General features: G+C 66.5%; 13 protein-coding genes. 8 read left to right on the top strand and 5 right to left on the bottom strand.

The features are described from left to right. Nucleotides 1–114 precede the first annotated feature (114 nt). Both EDF58_RS15175 and EDF58_RS15180 read left to right on the top strand, forming a co-directional pair. Entirely contained in the window at nucleotides 115–2,568 is a 2,454-nt protein-coding gene (locus tag EDF58_RS15175) for a TonB-dependent receptor plug domain-containing protein (protein ID WP_132267058.1), read from the top strand. A gap of 105 nt (nucleotides 2,569–2,673) precedes the next feature. Next, nucleotides 2,674–3,645: an AraC family transcriptional regulator gene (locus EDF58_RS15180; RefSeq protein WP_165921433.1), complete on the top strand. Its 972-nt coding sequence runs from the start codon at nucleotides 2,674–2,676 to the stop codon at nucleotides 3,643–3,645. 37 nt (nucleotides 3,646–3,682) lie between these two features. Here EDF58_RS15180 and EDF58_RS15185 read toward each other — a convergent pair whose 3' ends face one another. Further along, a complete protein-coding gene (locus tag EDF58_RS15185; protein WP_132267062.1) occupies nucleotides 3,683–4,000 on the bottom strand; it encodes a non-heme iron oxygenase ferredoxin subunit in 318 nt (105 codons plus the stop codon). A 269-nt stretch (nucleotides 4,001–4,269) separates the two neighbouring features. Between EDF58_RS15185 and EDF58_RS25915 the strand changes: the two genes are divergently transcribed. Genes EDF58_RS25915 through EDF58_RS15195 form a run of 3 tightly spaced genes read left to right on the top strand, consistent with a single transcriptional unit; the run spans nucleotide 4,270 to nucleotide 8,349 of the window. Continuing rightward, nucleotides 4,270–4,410 carry a hypothetical protein gene (locus EDF58_RS25915; RefSeq protein ID WP_165921434.1) on the top strand — a complete coding sequence of 47 codons (141 nt, stop codon included), beginning with the start codon at nucleotides 4,270–4,272 and terminating at the stop codon, nucleotides 4,408–4,410. Between the two features lie 29 nt (nucleotides 4,411–4,439). Then, nucleotides 4,440–6,254 (top strand): hydantoinase B/oxoprolinase family protein, encoded by a 1,815-nt coding sequence (locus EDF58_RS15190; protein ID WP_132267063.1) that lies wholly within the window; start codon nucleotides 4,440–4,442, stop codon nucleotides 6,252–6,254. A gap of 10 nt (nucleotides 6,255–6,264) precedes the next feature. Further along, nucleotides 6,265–8,349, top strand: a complete 2,085-nt coding sequence (locus EDF58_RS15195) for a hydantoinase/oxoprolinase family protein (RefSeq protein WP_132267065.1) — start codon at nucleotides 6,265–6,267, stop codon at nucleotides 8,347–8,349. Nucleotides 8,350–8,387: 38 nt separating this feature from the next. On the opposite strand, the gene EDF58_RS26355 is transcribed toward EDF58_RS15195, so the two are convergent. Then, complete coding sequence (locus EDF58_RS26355; RefSeq protein ID WP_132267067.1) at nucleotides 8,388–10,808, bottom strand: CoA transferase; 2,421 nt, start codon at nucleotides 10,806–10,808, stop codon at nucleotides 8,388–8,390. A gap of 177 nt (nucleotides 10,809–10,985) precedes the next feature. Between EDF58_RS26355 and EDF58_RS15205 the strand changes: the two genes are divergently transcribed. The 3 genes from EDF58_RS15205 (at nucleotide 10,986) to EDF58_RS15215 (ending at nucleotide 14,636) form a co-directional block, all read left to right on the top strand. Beyond that, on the top strand, nucleotides 10,986–12,713 hold the full coding sequence (locus EDF58_RS15205) for an FAD-dependent oxidoreductase (RefSeq protein ID WP_132267068.1): 1,728 nt from the start codon (nucleotides 10,986–10,988) through the stop codon (nucleotides 12,711–12,713). Nucleotides 12,714–12,741: 28 nt separating this feature from the next. Beyond that, entirely contained in the window at nucleotides 12,742–13,527 is a 786-nt protein-coding gene (locus EDF58_RS15210) for an enoyl-CoA hydratase/isomerase family protein (RefSeq protein ID WP_132267070.1), read from the top strand. Nucleotides 13,528–13,670: 143 nt separating this feature from the next. Next, a complete protein-coding gene (locus EDF58_RS15215) occupies nucleotides 13,671–14,636 on the top strand; it encodes an enoyl-CoA hydratase/isomerase family protein (protein ID WP_132267072.1) in 966 nt (321 codons plus the stop codon). A 10-nt stretch (nucleotides 14,637–14,646) separates the two neighbouring features. Here EDF58_RS15215 and EDF58_RS15220 read toward each other — a convergent pair whose 3' ends face one another. The 3 genes from EDF58_RS15220 to EDF58_RS15230 form a co-directional block, all read right to left on the bottom strand. Continuing rightward, nucleotides 14,647–15,213, bottom strand: coding sequence for a hypothetical protein (locus tag EDF58_RS15220; protein ID WP_132267074.1), 567 nt, complete (start codon nucleotides 15,211–15,213; stop codon nucleotides 14,647–14,649). Nucleotides 15,214–15,291: 78 nt separating this feature from the next. Continuing rightward, nucleotides 15,292–16,992 (bottom strand): cation acetate symporter, encoded by a 1,701-nt coding sequence (locus tag EDF58_RS15225; RefSeq protein ID WP_132267240.1) that lies wholly within the window; start codon nucleotides 16,990–16,992, stop codon nucleotides 15,292–15,294. A gap of 14 nt (nucleotides 16,993–17,006) precedes the next feature. Beyond that, nucleotides 17,007–17,330, bottom strand: coding sequence for a DUF485 domain-containing protein (locus EDF58_RS15230; RefSeq protein WP_132267076.1), 324 nt, complete (start codon nucleotides 17,328–17,330; stop codon nucleotides 17,007–17,009). Between the last annotated feature and the right edge of the window lie 192 nt (nucleotides 17,331–17,522).

Raw genomic sequence — 17,522 nt, forward strand, 5'->3', positions numbered from 1 at the left:
GGTATCTCGCCCACAGGCGCTTGCCGTTGCTGATGCAGGCATAGCGGATCACTCTGGGGCAACTTAGAGTCGAACCGAACTGGGGAAGGTTCCGGCAAGGACAACTTGCGGAAAATGCCAAGCGGGGAGGACCATCTGAAAACCTATCGCAGCCGCTCGCACGTTTCCGGCACAGGCACGGCCGGTCTCGCTTCGCCGATGGCCATGGCCGTGGCTATGGCAATCACCGCGCTGACGCCTGCGCCGGCCTTCGCGCATGAGGAACAGCCGACTGCCACCGTCCCGATCGGTCCCGACGAAAGCGGCGTCATCGTCGTCACGGCGCGACGGCGCGAAGAAAGCCTGGCCGACGTGCCGATCTCGATCACGGCAATCGGATCCGAGGATCTCGTCTCGCGCGCGGTGGTGACCGACGCCGACCTCCAGCGGACGGTACCCGGCCTGACGATCCGCCAGACGCAGGGCAACAATTCGCTGACCTACTCCCTGCGCGGGCAGAGCGCGGACATCTTCAGCGGCTCGCCCTCGGCAGTCGTCACTTACCTGAACGAAGTGCCCATGCCGGTGAGCGGCGCCTCCACCTTCTTCGACCTGCAATCGGTGCAAGTGCTGAAAGGGCCGCAAGGCACGCTGTTCGGCCGCAACGCAACGGGCGGCGCCGTGCTGTTCACGTCGGCCCGGCCGACCGACAGGTTCGAAGGCTATCTGCGCGGCCGCTACGGCAATTACGACCGCCGCGAAGTCGAAGGCGCGATCAACATTCCGCTGGTGGCGGACAAGGTGCTGCTGCGCGCCGCTTTCAACCTGACATATGCAGACGGATATATCCGCGATCTCTACACAGGGGAGGACCTCGGCAGGGTCAATCGCGAAAGCGGCCGCATCTCCCTGACGCTCAAGCCCACGCCCGACCTCGTCAATACGACGGTGGTGCAATACGCGCGCAGCGGAGGGAACAATACCGGCGCCTCCTATACCTACAGCGTCTACGGCTGCGGAGAGACGAACAACGGCTTCGCCCTGTCGTGCAGCGCGGGCCTGCTGTTCGGCCCCTCGCTGGACGGCGTGCTGGGTCCGGGCGCCTGGGCACGGTACCTTGCCGCGCATCCGAACGCCTATGCTCCGGGCCTGATCGCCTATGTCGAGGAGCAAAGACGTCTCGGCCTCTACAAGACCAACCACCCTGCCGGAGCCGATCATTTCGGCGAGAACTGGAACGTCTCGAACACGACGGAGATCGAGCTGGGCGGGGACTTGCGGCTGCGCAACATCTTCGGCCTGGTGGATTCCTACACGGATTCGCAGCAACCCCAGCTCGGCGCGCCCTTCGCCACCATCCTGACCGCCAATGCTCCCGCAGGCGAGTTCGGAAACGTGGAGGACCTGCGCTCCTATTCGGAAGAACTGCAGCTACAGGGCAAGGCTGCCGACGGCGCGCTGGAATTCATCGTCGGGCTCTATCTCCAGCGGCAGAACACCCGGTCGCTCTACCCGCAGACCTATTTCGATCTCTCGCCCAATCCCGGTTTCCCGACTTATGCGGTCAACCATTTCCGCATCAAGAACCACACCGACGCGCTCTACGCGCAGGGCACTTACGATCTCGGGCGCATCGGTGCGCCGGGCTTCCGGCTGACGGCCGGGCTGCGCTACACGCGCGAGCGGGTCTACGGGGTGCAGCTTGCCGGATCGGACAATTTCGGCCCGCCCCAGCAGAAGCGCACCTACCAGGATCCGAGCTGGGAAGTCGGCCTGGAATACAAGCCCGATACCGATTGGCTGCTCTACCTCAAGACGCGCGGCAGTTTCCGCAGCGGCGGGTACAACGGCACGCTCGATCCGGTAGGCATCGTCACGCTGGGCGGCAGCAACTTCTTCGATTCCGAAACGACGCAGGACATAGAGGCCGGCGTCAAGTACGGCGGCCGCGCCTTCGGCCGGCCCGCCTCGCTGAGTCTGGCGCTGTTCAACCAGTGGATCCAGCACGTCCAGCGCGTGGAGTTCCCGGATCCCGACGGCCCTGCAGGTCCCCTTGCCTCCATCGCCTTCACCACCAATGTGCCGGCCGAGCGGGTGCGCGGCATCGAGGCCGAGGGTACGGTGATGCCCATGGAATGGCTGCGCCTCGGCGGCCAGCTGGCCCTGACCGATGCGGACTTCACCCGCAACCAGGTAGAGCTGTTCGGCAGCACCTACTTCTACGGCCCGGTTGGCGACACGCCCAAGGCCTCTGGCACCGGCTGGGCGGAAGTGATCCTGCCGGTGGCGCAGGATGCCGGCGAGATCAGCCTGCGCGGCGAAGTCTATACGCAGACCGGCCAGTATTTCTCGAATACCGCGGCCAGCGTCTCGCCGCGCACGAAGCTGCCCGGCTATGCCCTGGTGAACAGCCGCCTCAGTTGGAAGAAGATCATGGGTTCGGACTTTTCCGCGGCGCTCTATGGCGAGAACCTGTTCGGAGAGGACTATTTCGTGGGCGGCATGCAGCTTGCCGTCGCGCTGGGCCACAACGGCGCCGTCGTGGGCAAGCCGCGTACTTACGCGCTGGAGCTGTCCTACGCATTCTGACCGGGCCCACGACCGGGCCTCACGACCAGCCTACTGTCGCTGGGCCCACGAATGAGCTATGGTAGATCACAATGCCGCAAGAGCATTTCGGAGAAGGATAAGCAGATGCCCGTTCTCGCGTTCGACATGACCACGGCGAACCACGAATCCCGGCGGTTCGAATTTCGAGGCACGAACAAGGCGGACTACTACGACGGCGATCTGGTGCCACTGTCGTCGCACAATATCGACGTGCGGATCGAGAAGAGCCTCGCGGGCGAATACACGATCTGCAAGGAAGTCTCGCGTTCGGGCCTCGCGTTCCGGCGCTCCTGGGGCCACATCCGCAACGACAAGACCAACCTGGTGATCTTCTGGTTCCTGCGCCGGGGCCAGATGACCATTTCCCATGCCGGCGGACGGCATGTCGTGAACGCCGGCGAATGTGCGATCACGCGCTCCACGCGGCCCTTCTACATGGAGCTTGTCCCGCCCGAGAACAGCGAGCTGGAGGTGATGCACGTCGTCGTCCCCTCCCACAAGATCTACGCGGTCCTCAGCGAGAACATCGAGGCGGGCCGGGCCTTCCCGGCCTCCAGCGGCGAACTGGCCCTGACCGACCGCATACTCGAACTGGTGTTCGAACAGGACGACCAGATCGACCAGGACATGGCGGAGCAACTGGTGCAGGCACTGCTCACCGGCATCAGCAAGACGATCACGCGGCTTTCAGGGAACCCGCCCGCGCGCGAAACCATCTGCGACAAGCGGATCGGCGACATCACCCGCTACATCAACCAGAACTTCGCCAACCCCGATCTCAATGCCCGGATGGTGGCGGACAGCTGCGGCATTTCGCTCCGGTACTTGTGCCATGTGCTGAAGAAGAGCGCGCTTTCGTTCTCCAACCTGATCTGGGACAAGCGCATGACCACCGCGCACGACTGGCTGGGCGACGAAAAAATGCAGCACTATGCCATCAGCGAGATCGCCTATCTGGCCGGGTTCAAGAGTAGCGCGCATTTCAGCCGCATGTTCAAGTCACGCTACGGCCTCGCTCCGCGCGAATATCGTGGGCATCCGTCCATCCCCGCGTAACGGCAACGGACCTGTCGAGCCTCTTCCGGATGGCAGCCTAAGGCATTTCCACCTCGATCCATCCTTCGACAAGGCGAACCGCATAAGTAACGATGGGGCGTTTTGCCGGCGGGTTTCTGGGCTTTCCGCTTGCCAGATCGAAGCGCGCGCCGTGGATGGGACAGGCGATCCAGCCATTGCCCATCCGGCCGCACTCCAGCCGCTCCTCGGCGTGAGAGCAGATGTTGGACACCGCGAAGAACCGTCCGCCGACATGGCAGATCAGGATGGACCTGCCTGCCAGGTCGACGGCTTTCTTCTCGCCCGGCGGCAGGTCGTTTTCGTGCAGGGCGCGCAGGAATGTGGGCTCGGTCATAGGATCGCAGGTTCGCTCGCCATGGCTGGGTCGCCTCAGCGCTAGCACGGGCCGGGCCTTGCCCGCTGTGCTGACGTTGCACTCTGTCTTGCCGGACGTTGCAGCCGCTGCGGCACTGCTTGCGGGGCCGGAAATGGGGCCGTAGCGACCGGATGCAGAGGCTGCGCGATCGCGCGATGCTCAGGAGGGGGGACAGGATGCGGCGAAGCCCAAGATCCGCAGGATCCGGTCGCGAGAAGCGCGGCGCCGCCAGGCCGAAGCAGCCCCCCGTGGTAGCCGGCGAAGTCGATCTCGGCCTCGCGCTTTCCATCTACGGCAAGCGGGAGGACGGCTCGCTGGTGGAGATCGGCGATCCCGCCTCGCCGCTGGCCCATCAATCCGCCGCCGGCACCTGGCCGACCGAACAGTGACGAGCGAACAATGAGGAGCAACTGGCACCGTGTCCTTTGAACTCAACCGAAAGCTCGCGGCCCGGCGTGCTCCTCTGCCCACGGGGGCCGGGATCGATGCCGTCACCGCCGAGATCATCCGGGGCGCCTTCGAGACGGTGTGCTTCGAGGCCGCGACCCATCTCGGCCGCGCGGCGTCCTCGCCGATCATAAACCAGTCGAACGAGCGCAATGCCGCGATCGTGGATGCCCACGGCCGCCTTGCCATGGGTGCCATCGGCACGCCGCACCTGACTTTCGTCAACCCGATGATGGTCCGCTGGGGCCTGATGAACTTCGAGACGTTCGACTGGGGACCGGGCGATGTCTTCCTCGCCAACGACCCCGACCATGGCGGCGGCCATCTGCCCGACTACTGCATCTATGCGCCCGTTTTCGACGATGCGGGCGAGCTGATCGTGGTGCAGACGCTTCAGGCCCACCAGGGCGACACCGGCGGCAAGGACCCCGGCGGTTTCACGCTGGAGGCCACCGACATCTTCACCGAAGGCGTCTCCTATCCCTGCCTGAAGCTCGTGCACCGCGGCGAGCCGCGCAAGGACGTGCTGCGCATGGTGGAGCGCAACAACCGCTTTCCCTCGTTCGCAGGCGATCTCGCCGCCATGATAACCGGCGTGCAGAAAGGGGCGGCGCGGTTGCAGGGCCTGATCGCCCGCTATGGCTCGGACCGGGTGAAGGCGGCGATCAATCACTCGATCGCTCACACCGCCGCGCGCTGCCGCGAAGAAGTGTCCGGTTGGCGCGACGGCACGTACGAGGCCACCGTCTTCATCGACCACGACACGGCGGGAACCAAGGACATCCGGGTCCAGGTTGCCTGCCGCGTGGCGGGGGACCGGCTGACGATCGACCTCACCGGAACCGACGCGCGGCCCGAGCTGGTGGGCGTGTGGAACACTTTCGCGAACACGCGCAGCTATATCATGACGCAAGTCGTGGCGGCGATGGCGCCGGACATCGTCAAGAACGAAGGCTTCTTCGATGCCGTGGAGATGATCGTCCCCGAAGGCTCGATAGCGCAGCCGCCGCCGAACAAACCTGCCGCGCTCGGCTCTTTCCATCCGGCCTGCGAGATCACCGAAGCCGTGTGCCTCGCGCTCAGCAACGTCGCGCCGCAGCGCTCCGCCCCGCAGCTCTACAAGATCGGCATGCCCAATGCGGTGATCGGCTTCGACGAAGCCGGCACGATGTGGATGGACCAGGGCGTCGATTGCCGCTCGATGGACGTATCCGCCGTGCCGGGGATCGACGGCTGGGGATCGTGCCCGGTCAGCCTCGGCAGCCTGATCCTGTCCGAGGCCGAGGATGCCGAAACGCGCTATCCCATCCTCAACATCAGCCGCGAGATGACGACCGACGCCGGCGGCGCCGGGCAGTGGCGCGGCGCGCCGGGCAGCCTCAACGTCAAGCAGGTGCTGCAACCCGTCACGGCGATGGCCTGGATGGTCTCGGCCGACCACCCCTTGCGGGGCATGTGCGGCGGCGAGGACGCCATTCCCTATTCCAACCGGTTCGAGGTGGGCACGCCGAACGAATACCGGATCGAGCAAACCGCCCAGGCCATGCTCCCGACAGGCGCGGTGATCGCCTATCAGCATGGCGGCGGCGCGGGGTTCGGCCCGCCGTTGGCGCGCGATCCCGAAGCGGTCAAGGAGGACGTGCTCGACGAATACGTCAGCATCGAGGCCGCGCGCAGCCGCTACGGCGTGATCCTCAAGGGAAGCATCGAGGAATACGACCTCGAAGTGGACCACGATGCCACGGCAGCGCTGCGCCGGAACATGACCATGGCTGCGGCCGCCTGAGGGGAAAACGATGGGCTATCGCGTCGGCATCGACATCGGGGGCACGTTCACCGACTTCGCCCTGCTCAAGGGTACGGAGGTCCGCCTCCACAAGAACCTCTCCACGCCGGAAGACCGCTCGCTCGGCGTCATGACCGGGCTGCAGAAGCTGGCCGACTTGGAAGGCCTTGCGCTCGCGGACTTTCTGGGCGCCTGCGACACCATCGTCCACGGCACCACCGTCGCGGACAATACCCTGATCGAGATGAACGGCGCCGTCACCGGCCTCATCACCACCGAGGGGTTCCGCGACGAGGTGGAGTACCGCCGGGGTTACAAGGAGGACATCTGGGACGTCCGCCTGGAGCCGCCCATCCAGATCGCCCCGCGCCGCCGCCGCCTGACGGTGCCCGAACGCATGTTGCATGACGGGACGGTGCACAAGCCGCTCGACGAAGCGGCCGTGCGCGAGACTTGCGCGCGGCTGCGGAAGCAAGGCGTGGAGTCGGTGGCGATCTCGCTCCTGTTCTCCTTCGTGAACCCCGCCCACGAAAGGCGCATCGCGGCGATCCTGGCCAAGGAGCTGCCCGGCGTGCAGGTCTGCGCCAGCCACGAAGTGCTGCCCCGCGCACCGGAATACGACCGGACCAGCACCACGATCGTCAACGCCTATGTCGCCCCGCGGGTCTATTCCTATCTCGAAAAACTGGTGAACCGCGTCAGGGACGCCGGCTATGCCCGGCAACTCATGGTCATGCAGGCGAGCGGCGGGGTCATGACCGTGGACTATATAGAAGGCGCGCCGATCCGCGTGCTGGCCTCGGGGCCGGCGGGGGGCGTGATCGGATCGGCCCATGTCGGATCCGCCAAGGGTTACCGCGATATCCTGTGCGTCGACATGGGCGGGACCTCCTACGACATCTCCGTCGTGCGGGATGGCAGCGCGCCGGCCGAGGCGGGCTGGAACATGCACCACCGCTACCTGATCGGCGTGCCCATGGTGAAAGTGGAGACCCTGGGCGCGGGCGGCGGTTCGATCTGCCACGTCAGCGGCGGCGCGCTCCAGGTCGGCCCTGCCTCGGCCGGATCGGAGCCGGGACCGATCTGCTACGGGCGCGGCGGCAGCGAACCGACGATCACCGATGCCCTGGTCATGCTGGGCATCCTCTCGACCGACGCGGGTTTTGCCGGGGGCAGCTTCTCACTCTCGCGTACCGGCGTGGACGAAGCCTTTGCCGCGCTGGGGCGGGAACTGGGCTACGGCGCGGAGCAGGCCGCCTTCGACTGCTGGCGCATGGTCAATGCCAGGATGTCGCAAGGCGTGCGGCGGATCACCGCGGGCAAGGGCATGGATCCCGCCGAAATGGTCATGCTGGCCTATGGCGGCAACGGCCCGGTGTTCGCGGCGATCCAGGCCGAGGATCTGGGCATCGCGCGCGTGCTCGTGCCCAAGGCCTCGCCAACGTTTTCCGCCCTCGGCACGCTCGTGGCCAATCCAAGCATAGACGAGGAGCGATCCTACATCGTGCCCGCGCTTGCCGCCGACAACGACCGCCTGCGGGCGATGTGGCGCGAACTCTCCGACCGGGCGCAGCGCCATTTCGAAGCCGCGCAGTTCGCCGCCGAACGGATCACCGCGCGCTACCAGATGAACATGCGCTATCCCGGGCAGAATTTCGCGCTGACTTTCGACATCCACGCCGGAGACCGGCTGGGCGACCTGGCCTTCGTCGATGAAGACCTGCCCGCCCGCGCCATCGCGCTGTTCAACCAGCGCCATCAGGAGGAATACGGCCACATTCGCGAGCACGAACTGCCCGAGATCACCGGCGTCCGTCTCGCCAGTTCGGTGGAGACACCCTCTCCCGCGGTAGGCAGGGGAACCAGCGTCGCCGCCCATGCCCCCCAGCCGGCCCTGATGCGCCGCGCCAACCTGGGCCAGGGCTTCGAGGAAACGCCGATCCACCGGGGTGCCGAACTTGGGCCGGGGCACGAAATCCTTGGCCCCGCGATCATCGAGGAAACCTTCACCACCATCGTCGTCTACGCCGGCTGGAAGTGCCTGGTCGACGATGCGGGCGATTACGAACTGGTCAAGACGAGCGAGAGCGGCTGACGCCATCCCGCGCTGGGGACAGACCTTTTCGCGGGTTCTCAGCGCAAGGCGCCTGCTTCGTGGAGGCGGGCCTGCTCTTCCGCCGAAAGCCCCATGATCTCGCCCAGCACATAGCCATTGTGCTCCCCGAGGCGCGGCGCCGCGAGCGTGATGGCAGCCGGGTCCGACAGGCGCCATGACGGGCCGAGAACCGCGCGTGGCTGACCGTCCTGATCCTCGACATGACGGTAGAACCCCCGCGCCCAGAGGTGCCCGTCGCCGATCAGGTCCACCGAATTGGCGCTCTTGGCGGCGGCTATCCCCGCCGCCTGCAACGCAGCGGCAAGCGCGGCGGCATCCTGCTTGCGCGTCCACTGCGCGATCAGGCCGTCCAGCGCGGCCTCGTTGGCCTTGCGATCCGCAAGCGCGGCGAAACGCCGGTCCTCGGCCAATCCCGGCACGCCGATGCGGGAAGCCAGCGCCCGCCACTCCGCATCGGACTGGACGGCCAGCGCAATCCAGTCCTCTCCGGTGCAGCGATAGAGGCCGTGCGGCGCCATGTCCGCATGGCGATTGCCGTCGCAGGCGGCCACCCTGCCGTTCAGGCTAAAATCCATGACCGTATCGCCGATCAGGCTGGTCAGGGTCTCCACCGCGGAGACGTCCACGAACTGGCCTTCGCCGGTCGCCTCGCGGTGGCGCAGCGCAACCAGCGAGGCGAAGGCCGCGGCCGCTCCGAAGCTGGAATCGGCATAGCGGACATTCATGCCGGAAGGCGCCTCGCCTTCGTAGCCGACCAGCGAACTCATCCCACTGAGCGCCACGAAGCACGGCGCATAGCCGGTCTGGTAGGCAAGCGGCCCATCCGCCCCATACATGCTCATCGATGTGAGAATGATGTCCGGACGCACCGCCCTCAGGGCCTCGTAGCCCAGCCCCAGCCGCTCCAGCGCGCCGGGGCGCATGTTTTCGAGCACGATGTCGCATGTACCCGCCAGCCGCTTGAGCAGCGCCCGTCCCGCCTCGCTCTTCATGTCGATCTGGACCGACAGCTTCTGCGGATTGACCGCCATGAACCCCGGCGCCTTGTTCACATCGCTGACGCCGTAACTCCGCGTCACGTCCAGCGAGCCCAGACTCTCCACCCGGATCACCTCGGCGCCCAGGAACGCCAGGAGCTTGCCGGCATAGGGTCCGGCCCAGACTTTGGTCAGTTCCAGCACACGGACCCCGGCGAGCGGCCCCTTTCCGGCCGTCTTGCGGGCTGGCGGTCGCGGCGGGCGATTGTCCGGCGGAAGGTGGTCCGGCGGGGGGTGGTCCGGCGGGGGGTGGTCCGGCGCGGCGCTCCCCAGTTCGGGAGCCGCCGCCGCGATCCTGGCAGGGGTTGCCGCGAGCCGGTAGCCGACGGTCGGGAACAGCGCGCTTCCCGCCCCGCCCGGCAATTCGGCGCGGGTGAAGTAGTTCCGGTGGCGGACTTGCGGCGATTGGCCGAGATCGCCCATGTCGTTGATCGGGACCAGCGTGATGCCGCTGGCCTGCGCCGATGCCGCCGCCTCGTCCTTGTCCAGCCCCGCCAGCCAGCCCACCATGTGCTTGCGGCAAGCCGCGATGCGCTCCGGCGATAGCCCCCGCTCCAGCCAGTCGGCCGGGAAGTCGCGCAGTTCCTCGGGGTCTCCCATCAGGCCGCGCAGCGCATGCCAATGGCCCGGCGTGGTCAGGAACACGTAGATGAACCCGTTGCGGCACGGGAAGATGCCGCCCGGCCCGCCAAGGTCGAACTGCCGCCGGCTCTCGCTGACATCCATGTCCCCGGCGATCATCTGACCGAGCACGTAATCGAGCCGTCCCGCGAGCACCTCCTGCGCCGAGACATCGATGAAGGTCCCCTGCCCCGTTCGCCCCTGCCGGTGCAGCGCCGCGGCAAGGCAGAGCGCGCTTTCGAGGCCCGCCTCGTAGCTGGCCAGGAAGCGCCCCGGCCCCTTCAGCGGCGGCCGCTCGGCATCGGCGGCGCTCGGCGTATGATAGCCCAGGCCGCTGGCGTGCGTGACGATGAGGTCCGTCGCATGGGCGCGTTCGGGCGGTGGGTCCAGCCCGAACGGCGTCACCGAGCATAGGATCAGGCCGGGATGCTCCTCGCGGACCGTGGCGGGAGAGAGGCCGAGCGCGGTGAGCCAGGCGCCGCCGTGGTCGTCGATCACCGCGTCGGCGCCGGCCAGGAGCCGGTCCAGCCGCAGACGCCCCGCACGCGTTGCCAGGTCCAGCACCAGCGACTGCTTGTTGCTGTTGAGGTAGGCGAAGAGCCCGCTGCATCCGCTTTCCGGGCGGTCATTCAGGAACGGGCCGAGGCGCCGGGTCGGGCTGCCTGCGGGACGCTCCACCTTGATGACTTCCGCGCCGAAATCGGCCAGCAGCTTGCCGCAATATTCCCCGGCGACCTGCTCGGCCAGTTCGACGATCCTTAGCCCCTTCAAAGCCGACACGTCCGCTCCCCCTGCACGCTGATGCTGTCTCGCCTTGCGGTATAGGCCGGGGCCGGGCGGGCATAGTTGTCCTGATTTGCAGCCGCACCAGCCCGAGAACGCAGTGAGTGAAGAAGGGCAGCGAAGGCGCGGCCGATCATGGCTAGGCCAGGCAGGGAACAGAACGGGAGGATGGCGATGAGCGACATTTTCGACGTGATCGTCGTCGGTTCGGGTGCGGCCGGGCTGACTGCCGCCCTGCGCGCGCACGATCTCGGCCTGCGGGTGTTGGTGGTGGAGAAGGCGCACAAGTACGGGGGCACGTCCGCCACCTCGGGCGGCGTCGCCTGGATCCCCAATCACGGGCTGGGCGGCACCAGCGACACGCGCGAAGAGACGCTGACCTACCTCGACGCCGTCATCGGCGGGCCGATCGACCGCGACCGGCTGGAAGCCTATGTCGATACCGGGCGCGAAATGCTGGACTGGCTCGGGCGGGAGGGCATCGCGATGATGCCGATGCCCTGGCCGGACTACTTCGCCGAACTGCCCGGATCGCGCAGCGACCGCAGCCTGGTGATGCCGCCCTGGGACGGTCGCCTGCTGGGAGACAGGTTCCCGCTGGTGCGCGAGCAATATCCCCGCTTCAAGCTGTTCAACCGCTATGCGATGAATCTGGAGGAAACCTTCACCATCGCCGCCCGCAGTGCCGGCTGGAAGCGCATGATCGCCAGGGTTATCGGGCGGTACTGGAAGGATCGCAGCACCCGCAGGATCACTCGCCGCGACCGGCTGTTCGTTTCCGGCGCGGCGCTGATCGGCCCGCTGCTCGCCAGGCTCTTCGAGAAGGGCGTCGAGATCCGGCTGGAGACCGGGCTGGAGCGGCTGCTCGTCGCAGACGGCAAAGTCACCGGCGTCGCCGTGAGCCATCGCGGCCGCCGCCATGAGATAGAGGCCCGCCACGCCGTGGTGATCTGCGCGGGCGGGTTCGAGTGGAATCAGGCGCTGCGCGATCGCTTCTATCCGGTCAGGACCTCGATCTGGTGGAGCAGTACGCCGCAGGGCGCGAATGCCGGCGAGGCGCTGATCGCCGCCGAAGCCATCGGCGCGGCCACCGAACATACCGGCGAAGGCTGGTGGGCACCGACGATGATCCTGCCCAGCCGCTCCGCATCCAATTTCGAGGAAGTGCACCAGGCGGTGTTCGACGTGGGCCGTCCCTACAGCGTCTGCGTCAACCGCGAGGGGGACCGGTTCGTCAACGAAGCCTGCTCCTACGATCGTTTCGGCGCGGCGATGGTGGCCGATCAGCGTACGACCGGTGCCAACACGCCGTGCTGGCTGGTGTTTGACGCTGCCTTCCGCAGGAAGTTCACGGCGGGCGGCATCCTGCCCGCCGCGATCATGCCGGACCGCGCGATCCCGGTCGACTGGTGGGATCACTATATCTTCCGGGGAGACACCGTGGGCGAACTGGCGCGCAGGATCGACGTCGATCCGGTCAAGCTGGAAGACGTGACGCGCCGGATGACCGAGTATGCCCGCAAGGGCGAGGATCCCGAATTCGGCCGTGGCTCGACGATCTATGACAAGACCTTCGGCGACCCTACCTGCAAGCCCAATCCCGCACTCGGCGCGATCCGCGAGGCGCCCTTCTACGCGGTACAGATCCACCTGGGCGACCTGGGCACCAAGGGCGGCCTGAAGGCGGACCGCCAGGCGCGCGTGATCGATACCGGGGGCACACCCATTGCTGGTCTCTATGCGGCTGGAAACGCCGCCGGAAGCCCATTCGGCCTCAACTATCCCGGCGCCGGGGGGACGATCGGCCCGGCCATGGTGTTCGGCTACATCGCCGCGAACGACATCGCGCGGCGGGCCGCCATGCCCGAGGCCGTGGACGTGCGGGAACCGGCGACAATCTGAGCGCGGTCACATTCTTGCAGGAGGGCCCATGGCCTTTATCACCGTCGAAAGGATTGCGAACCTGGCCGTGGTACGGCTGGCCCGCGCCGAGGCGCGCAACGCGCTTACCGTCGCCATGGCGCAGGAGCTGACGGCTGCGCTGGCGGGCGTGAACGCCGACGATGCGTGCCGGGTCGTCGTGCTGGCGGGAGACGGCGCGACGTTCTGCGCGGGCCTAGACCTGAAGGCGGCGATTGCGGAAGGGCCGGAAAACGCGCCGGAATGGATGGCGCTTCAGGAAGTGTTCTCGGGCCTGATCGAGCAAATCCGCAAGATGCGCCAGCCGGTCATCGGGGCGATCCAGGGGGCAGCGGTGGGCGCCGGTCTGGGCATTGCGCTCGCCTGCGACGTGCGCATCGCCGCGCCGTCTGCGCAGTTTCTGGTCGGAGCCGTGAAACTGGGCCTCAGCGCGGGCGAATGCGGTATCAGTTATCACCTGCCCCGCCTGATCGGCGCCGGCCGGGCCTTCGAGATCATGCTGACCGGCCGCGCCGTAAACGGCGAGGAAGCGCTGGCTATCGGCCTCGTCAGCCATCTGGCAGAACCCGGCAGCCTGCTCGACCGTGCGCTGGAAGTGGCACGAACGATCGCGGCCAACGCGCCTTATGCCGTCAAGCACACCAAGCAGGTGATGTGGACCAATCTCGATGCCCCGCTCCAAAACGCCCTGGAACTGGAGAACCACGTCCAGGTCCTGGGGTTGCTAACCCAGGATTTCGCCGAGGCCGCCCGAGCCTTCGCCGAAAAGCGCGCGCCCGCCTTCACCGGCCGGTAGCGGCGGGATGGCGCGAAGAGGGTCGTGTCAGTTCACTGCCAGTCATTGCCGCCGCAGGACCGCAAGCCGAGTGATGGGCCGAAGTCGGCCTAAAATCTGGACGGGCCGCCGAATGAGCGTCCTTGCGCGAAAAGGAGAAGACGATGGCTGAAGCGGATCGCCCGAACCCGGAGGACATCATCCTCTACGAAAAGGATACCGCCACCAAGATCGCCACGATCACGCTCAATCGTCCGGACCTCCTGAACGCACCCACCACCGCGGCGCGGCTGCGCTATGCCGATCTCATCCACCGCGCGAACGTGGACGATGACGTCAAGGTGCTGGTGATCCGCGGCGCCGGCAACAACCTGGGCGGCGGCGCAGACCTTCCCGAACAGGAAGAGATGCTGGCCGCGGAAGGCGAATATTCGCTGCTGCACGAATTCCGCATCGGTGCGGGGGAAGACGTCCGCTATCCCCCCAAGGGCAGCTATCGCTATCTGGCGCAACTGACGCAGCTATACGCCAATTCGAACTTCGGGTGCCGCACGCTGCAGGACTTCAAGAAGATCAGCATCCTGGAGGTGAAGGGCTATTGCTACGGCTGGCACTTCTATCAGGCCGCCGATGCCGACCTGGTGATCTCGTCCGACGATGCGCTCTTCGGCCATCCTTCGTTCCGCTATGTCGGCTGGGCCCCGCGCATGTGGCAGTGGGCCCAGATGATGGGCCTGCGCAAGTTCCAGGAGATGGTCTTCACCGGACGCCCCTTCACCGCAAAGGAGATGCAGGACTGCAACTTCCTGAACAGCGTGGTCCCACGGGACCGGCTCGAGGCGGAAGTCGCGAAATATGCCCATGCCTGCTCGATCACGCGGCCTACCGACGTCGTCTTCATGCAGAAGACCCTGTTCGAGACCTACAAGCAGCAGCAGGGCGAATACATGGGCTCGATCATGACCGCATGGCTGGAATCGATGCTGGCCCAGGTGAAGAACGATGCCGACGAATTCACGCTCAACAAGGAGACGTTCGGCCGGGGTCTCAACAATGCCGTGAAGGACAACGATTCGCTCTACCCGCCCGAATGGCGCCTGAGCAAAGGCGGTCGCAAGGCGGCGGAATGAAACGAGCCGGTCAGTAGGGAACCGCTGTGGCGGGGAGGGTTGAAGAGTTCGGGGCCCAAGAGTTCGAGGTTGGAGAGTTCGGGGTTGAGGCATTCGCTACCGGGGCTATCGAAACGGGCGCGCGGGGGGCTTCCAGCTCGCCCACTTCGGCTTCCCTGACTTCAGCCGCTGCCCGCGCGGCGGCGGCCGCGGCTTCGGAGGCCTTGTCCGGTGATGTCGATCCCGGATCGTCGGACAGCGGATCTTCCGCTGCGGAATAGGCCTCATCGAAGCTCTGCCCCGCGGCGCCATATGTCGCGGCCTGCCAGAGCTGGCCGTCCGCGCCGGTGCCATGGTCGTCCTGGCTTTCCAGCCATCGCGGCATGCCCTGGCCGGTGAAGCCGGTATCGCTGACGAAAGAGGCTCCGCTTCCCGATTCGCCATAAGCCGGATCGTAGGCGGGCAGCGCATCCGAAGAACCTGACCGTTGCGCGGCTTCCTCCGGCATCTTCATATGCGTGGGAATCACGCTGGTCGCCGCGAACCCGAGGGCGGCAGCACCCAAGGCACCCGCTGCGACTAGAACGTAACTGGGCAAAGCATCGGCTCCGGCTTGCCCCCCTCCTCCCTCTCAACGCGGCTTGCGCCCGGCCGTTCCTCGGCCGCTGCAATTCGCCTAGTGCGCGCTGGCGCCTGCTGCGCCGATCCCGGTTTCCGACCGGATGCGCTGTGCCGGATAGCCGCTTCTGTCCACCGCCGCCCGCCCGGACCGGTCCAGCAGCGAGACGATCCAGATGGTGAAGAAGGCCAGCGGCATCGAGAACAACGTGGGCGAGGAATAAGGGAACACCGGCTCTGCATTGCCCAGCACCGTCACCCATACCGTGGGCGAAAGAACCGTGAGCACGAGCGCGAGGGCCAGGCCGAGCGAACCGCCCCAGACGACCCCGCGCGTCGTGCAGCCCTTCCACAGCACGGACAGAAGCAGCACGGGGAAATTGCCGGAAGCCGCCAGCGCGAAAGCCAGGCTGACCATGAAGGCCACGTTCTGCTTCTCGAAGAGAATGCCCAGCACGATCGCGATTGCGGCGAGAACCAGCACCGTGCGCCTGGAAATGCGCAGTTCTTCCGCCGAGCTGGCCTGTCCCTTGCGCAGGACCGAGGCGTAGAGATCGTGGCTCACCGCCGATGCGCCGGCCAGCGTCAGCCCCGAGACGACGGCCAGGATCGTCGCGAATGCCACGGCGCAGACGAAGCCGAGGAACAGATTGCCGCCGATCGCGTCGGCCAGGTGGAGAGCCGCCATGTTGCTCCCGCCGCGCAGGCCGCCCGTCAGCGGGTCCAGGAATGCGGGCTCGGTAGCGACCATGACGATGGCGCCGAAGCCGATGATGAAGGTGAGCAGGTAGAAATAGCCGATCCAGCCCGTGGCCCAGAGCACCGACTTCCGCGCCGCCTTGGCATCGGGCACGGTGAAGAAGCGCATCATGATGTGCGGCAGGCCCGCCGTACCGAACATGAGCGCCATGCCGAAGGAAATCGCCGAGATCGGGTCCTTGATGAAATTGCCCGGCCCCATGATCGATCGGCCCTTCGCTGCCGCCGAGGCCGGGTCTGCCCCGGCCTGCCCGGCCAGCATCGTCTTCACTTCCACCGCTTTGGCGAACAGAGCGTCCGGCGAAAAGCCGAAGCTGGCCATGACGGCAAAGGCCATCACGGTGGCGCAGCCCAGCAGCAGCACCGCCTTGATGATCTGCACCCATGTCGTCGCGATCATGCCTCCGAACAGCACGTAGAGCGTCATGAGCACGCCGACGATGACCACGGCATAGGAGTAGGGCAGGCCGAACAGGAGCTTGATCAGCTGCCCGGCGCCGACCATCTGCGCGATCAGGTAGAACAGGACGACCGCCAGCGTGCTGAAGGCCGCGAAAAGCCGAACCGGGGTCTGCGCGAAGCGGAACGAGGCGACATCGGCGAACGTGTAGCGGCCCAGGTTTCTCAGGCGCTCCGCCAGCAGGAACAGGATGATCGGCCAGCCGACCAAGAAGCCGGTGGAGTAGATCAGCCCGTCATAGCCGTCCGCGAAGATCTGCGCCGAGATGCCCAGGAACGAGGCGGCGGACATGTAGTCGCCGGCGATCGCCAGGCCGTTCTGGAAGCCGGTGATGCCGCCGCCCGCCGTGTAGAAATCGGCGGTGGTCCGGGTCTTGCCCGCCGCCCAGCGCGTGATCATCAGCGTGCAGAGCACGAAGGCGCCGAACATGAGGATGGCGGGCCAGTTCACGGCCTGCTGCCGGGTTTCCTGCGTCAAGGCATCGGCCAGGGCGGGCAGCGGCAGGCAGCAGGCGGAAACGACAGCGGCCCAGCGCGTCATGCGGAATGGCGCGATCACTGTTCGGCATCCTTCCTGATGGCCTGCAGCAGCGGATCGAATTCGCGATTGGCGCGGGACACGTAGATCCCCGTCAGCGCAATGCCCACAAGGATCACGCCCAGACCCACCGGGATCCCCCAGGTCGTCACATGGTTGCCGATCGGCGTCGCCAGAAGGTCCTTGCGGAAGGCGATGGCCAGGATGTAGCCGAAGAACACCGCCAGCATCACCCCTGTCAGCGTCCAGCTGAAACGCGACCTTCGGGCCACCAGCGCGTGATAGCGCGGGTCTTCGGCAACACGCTGCAACGCGCCGCCTGCCGGTTCTGCAGGATCCATGCTTCGCACCCTCTCTCGCCATTATTGCGGCGGATGCTATGCCGAATTTCCCGGAATATCTAATGTTTAATGCGCAGCCGCGACGGGCCTTCCGGGCCATGTCCGCCCGGCAGCCGGGCTGCGCGGCCAGCCGATGGCGCCGCCGAAAGCGCAGTACCAGGAAAGAAGCCGGCCGGGGCAGTTGGCTTTCGT

The organism is Novosphingobium sp. PhB57 (assembly GCF_004342985.1).
GTDB lineage: Bacteria > Pseudomonadota > Alphaproteobacteria > Sphingomonadales > Sphingomonadaceae > Novosphingobium.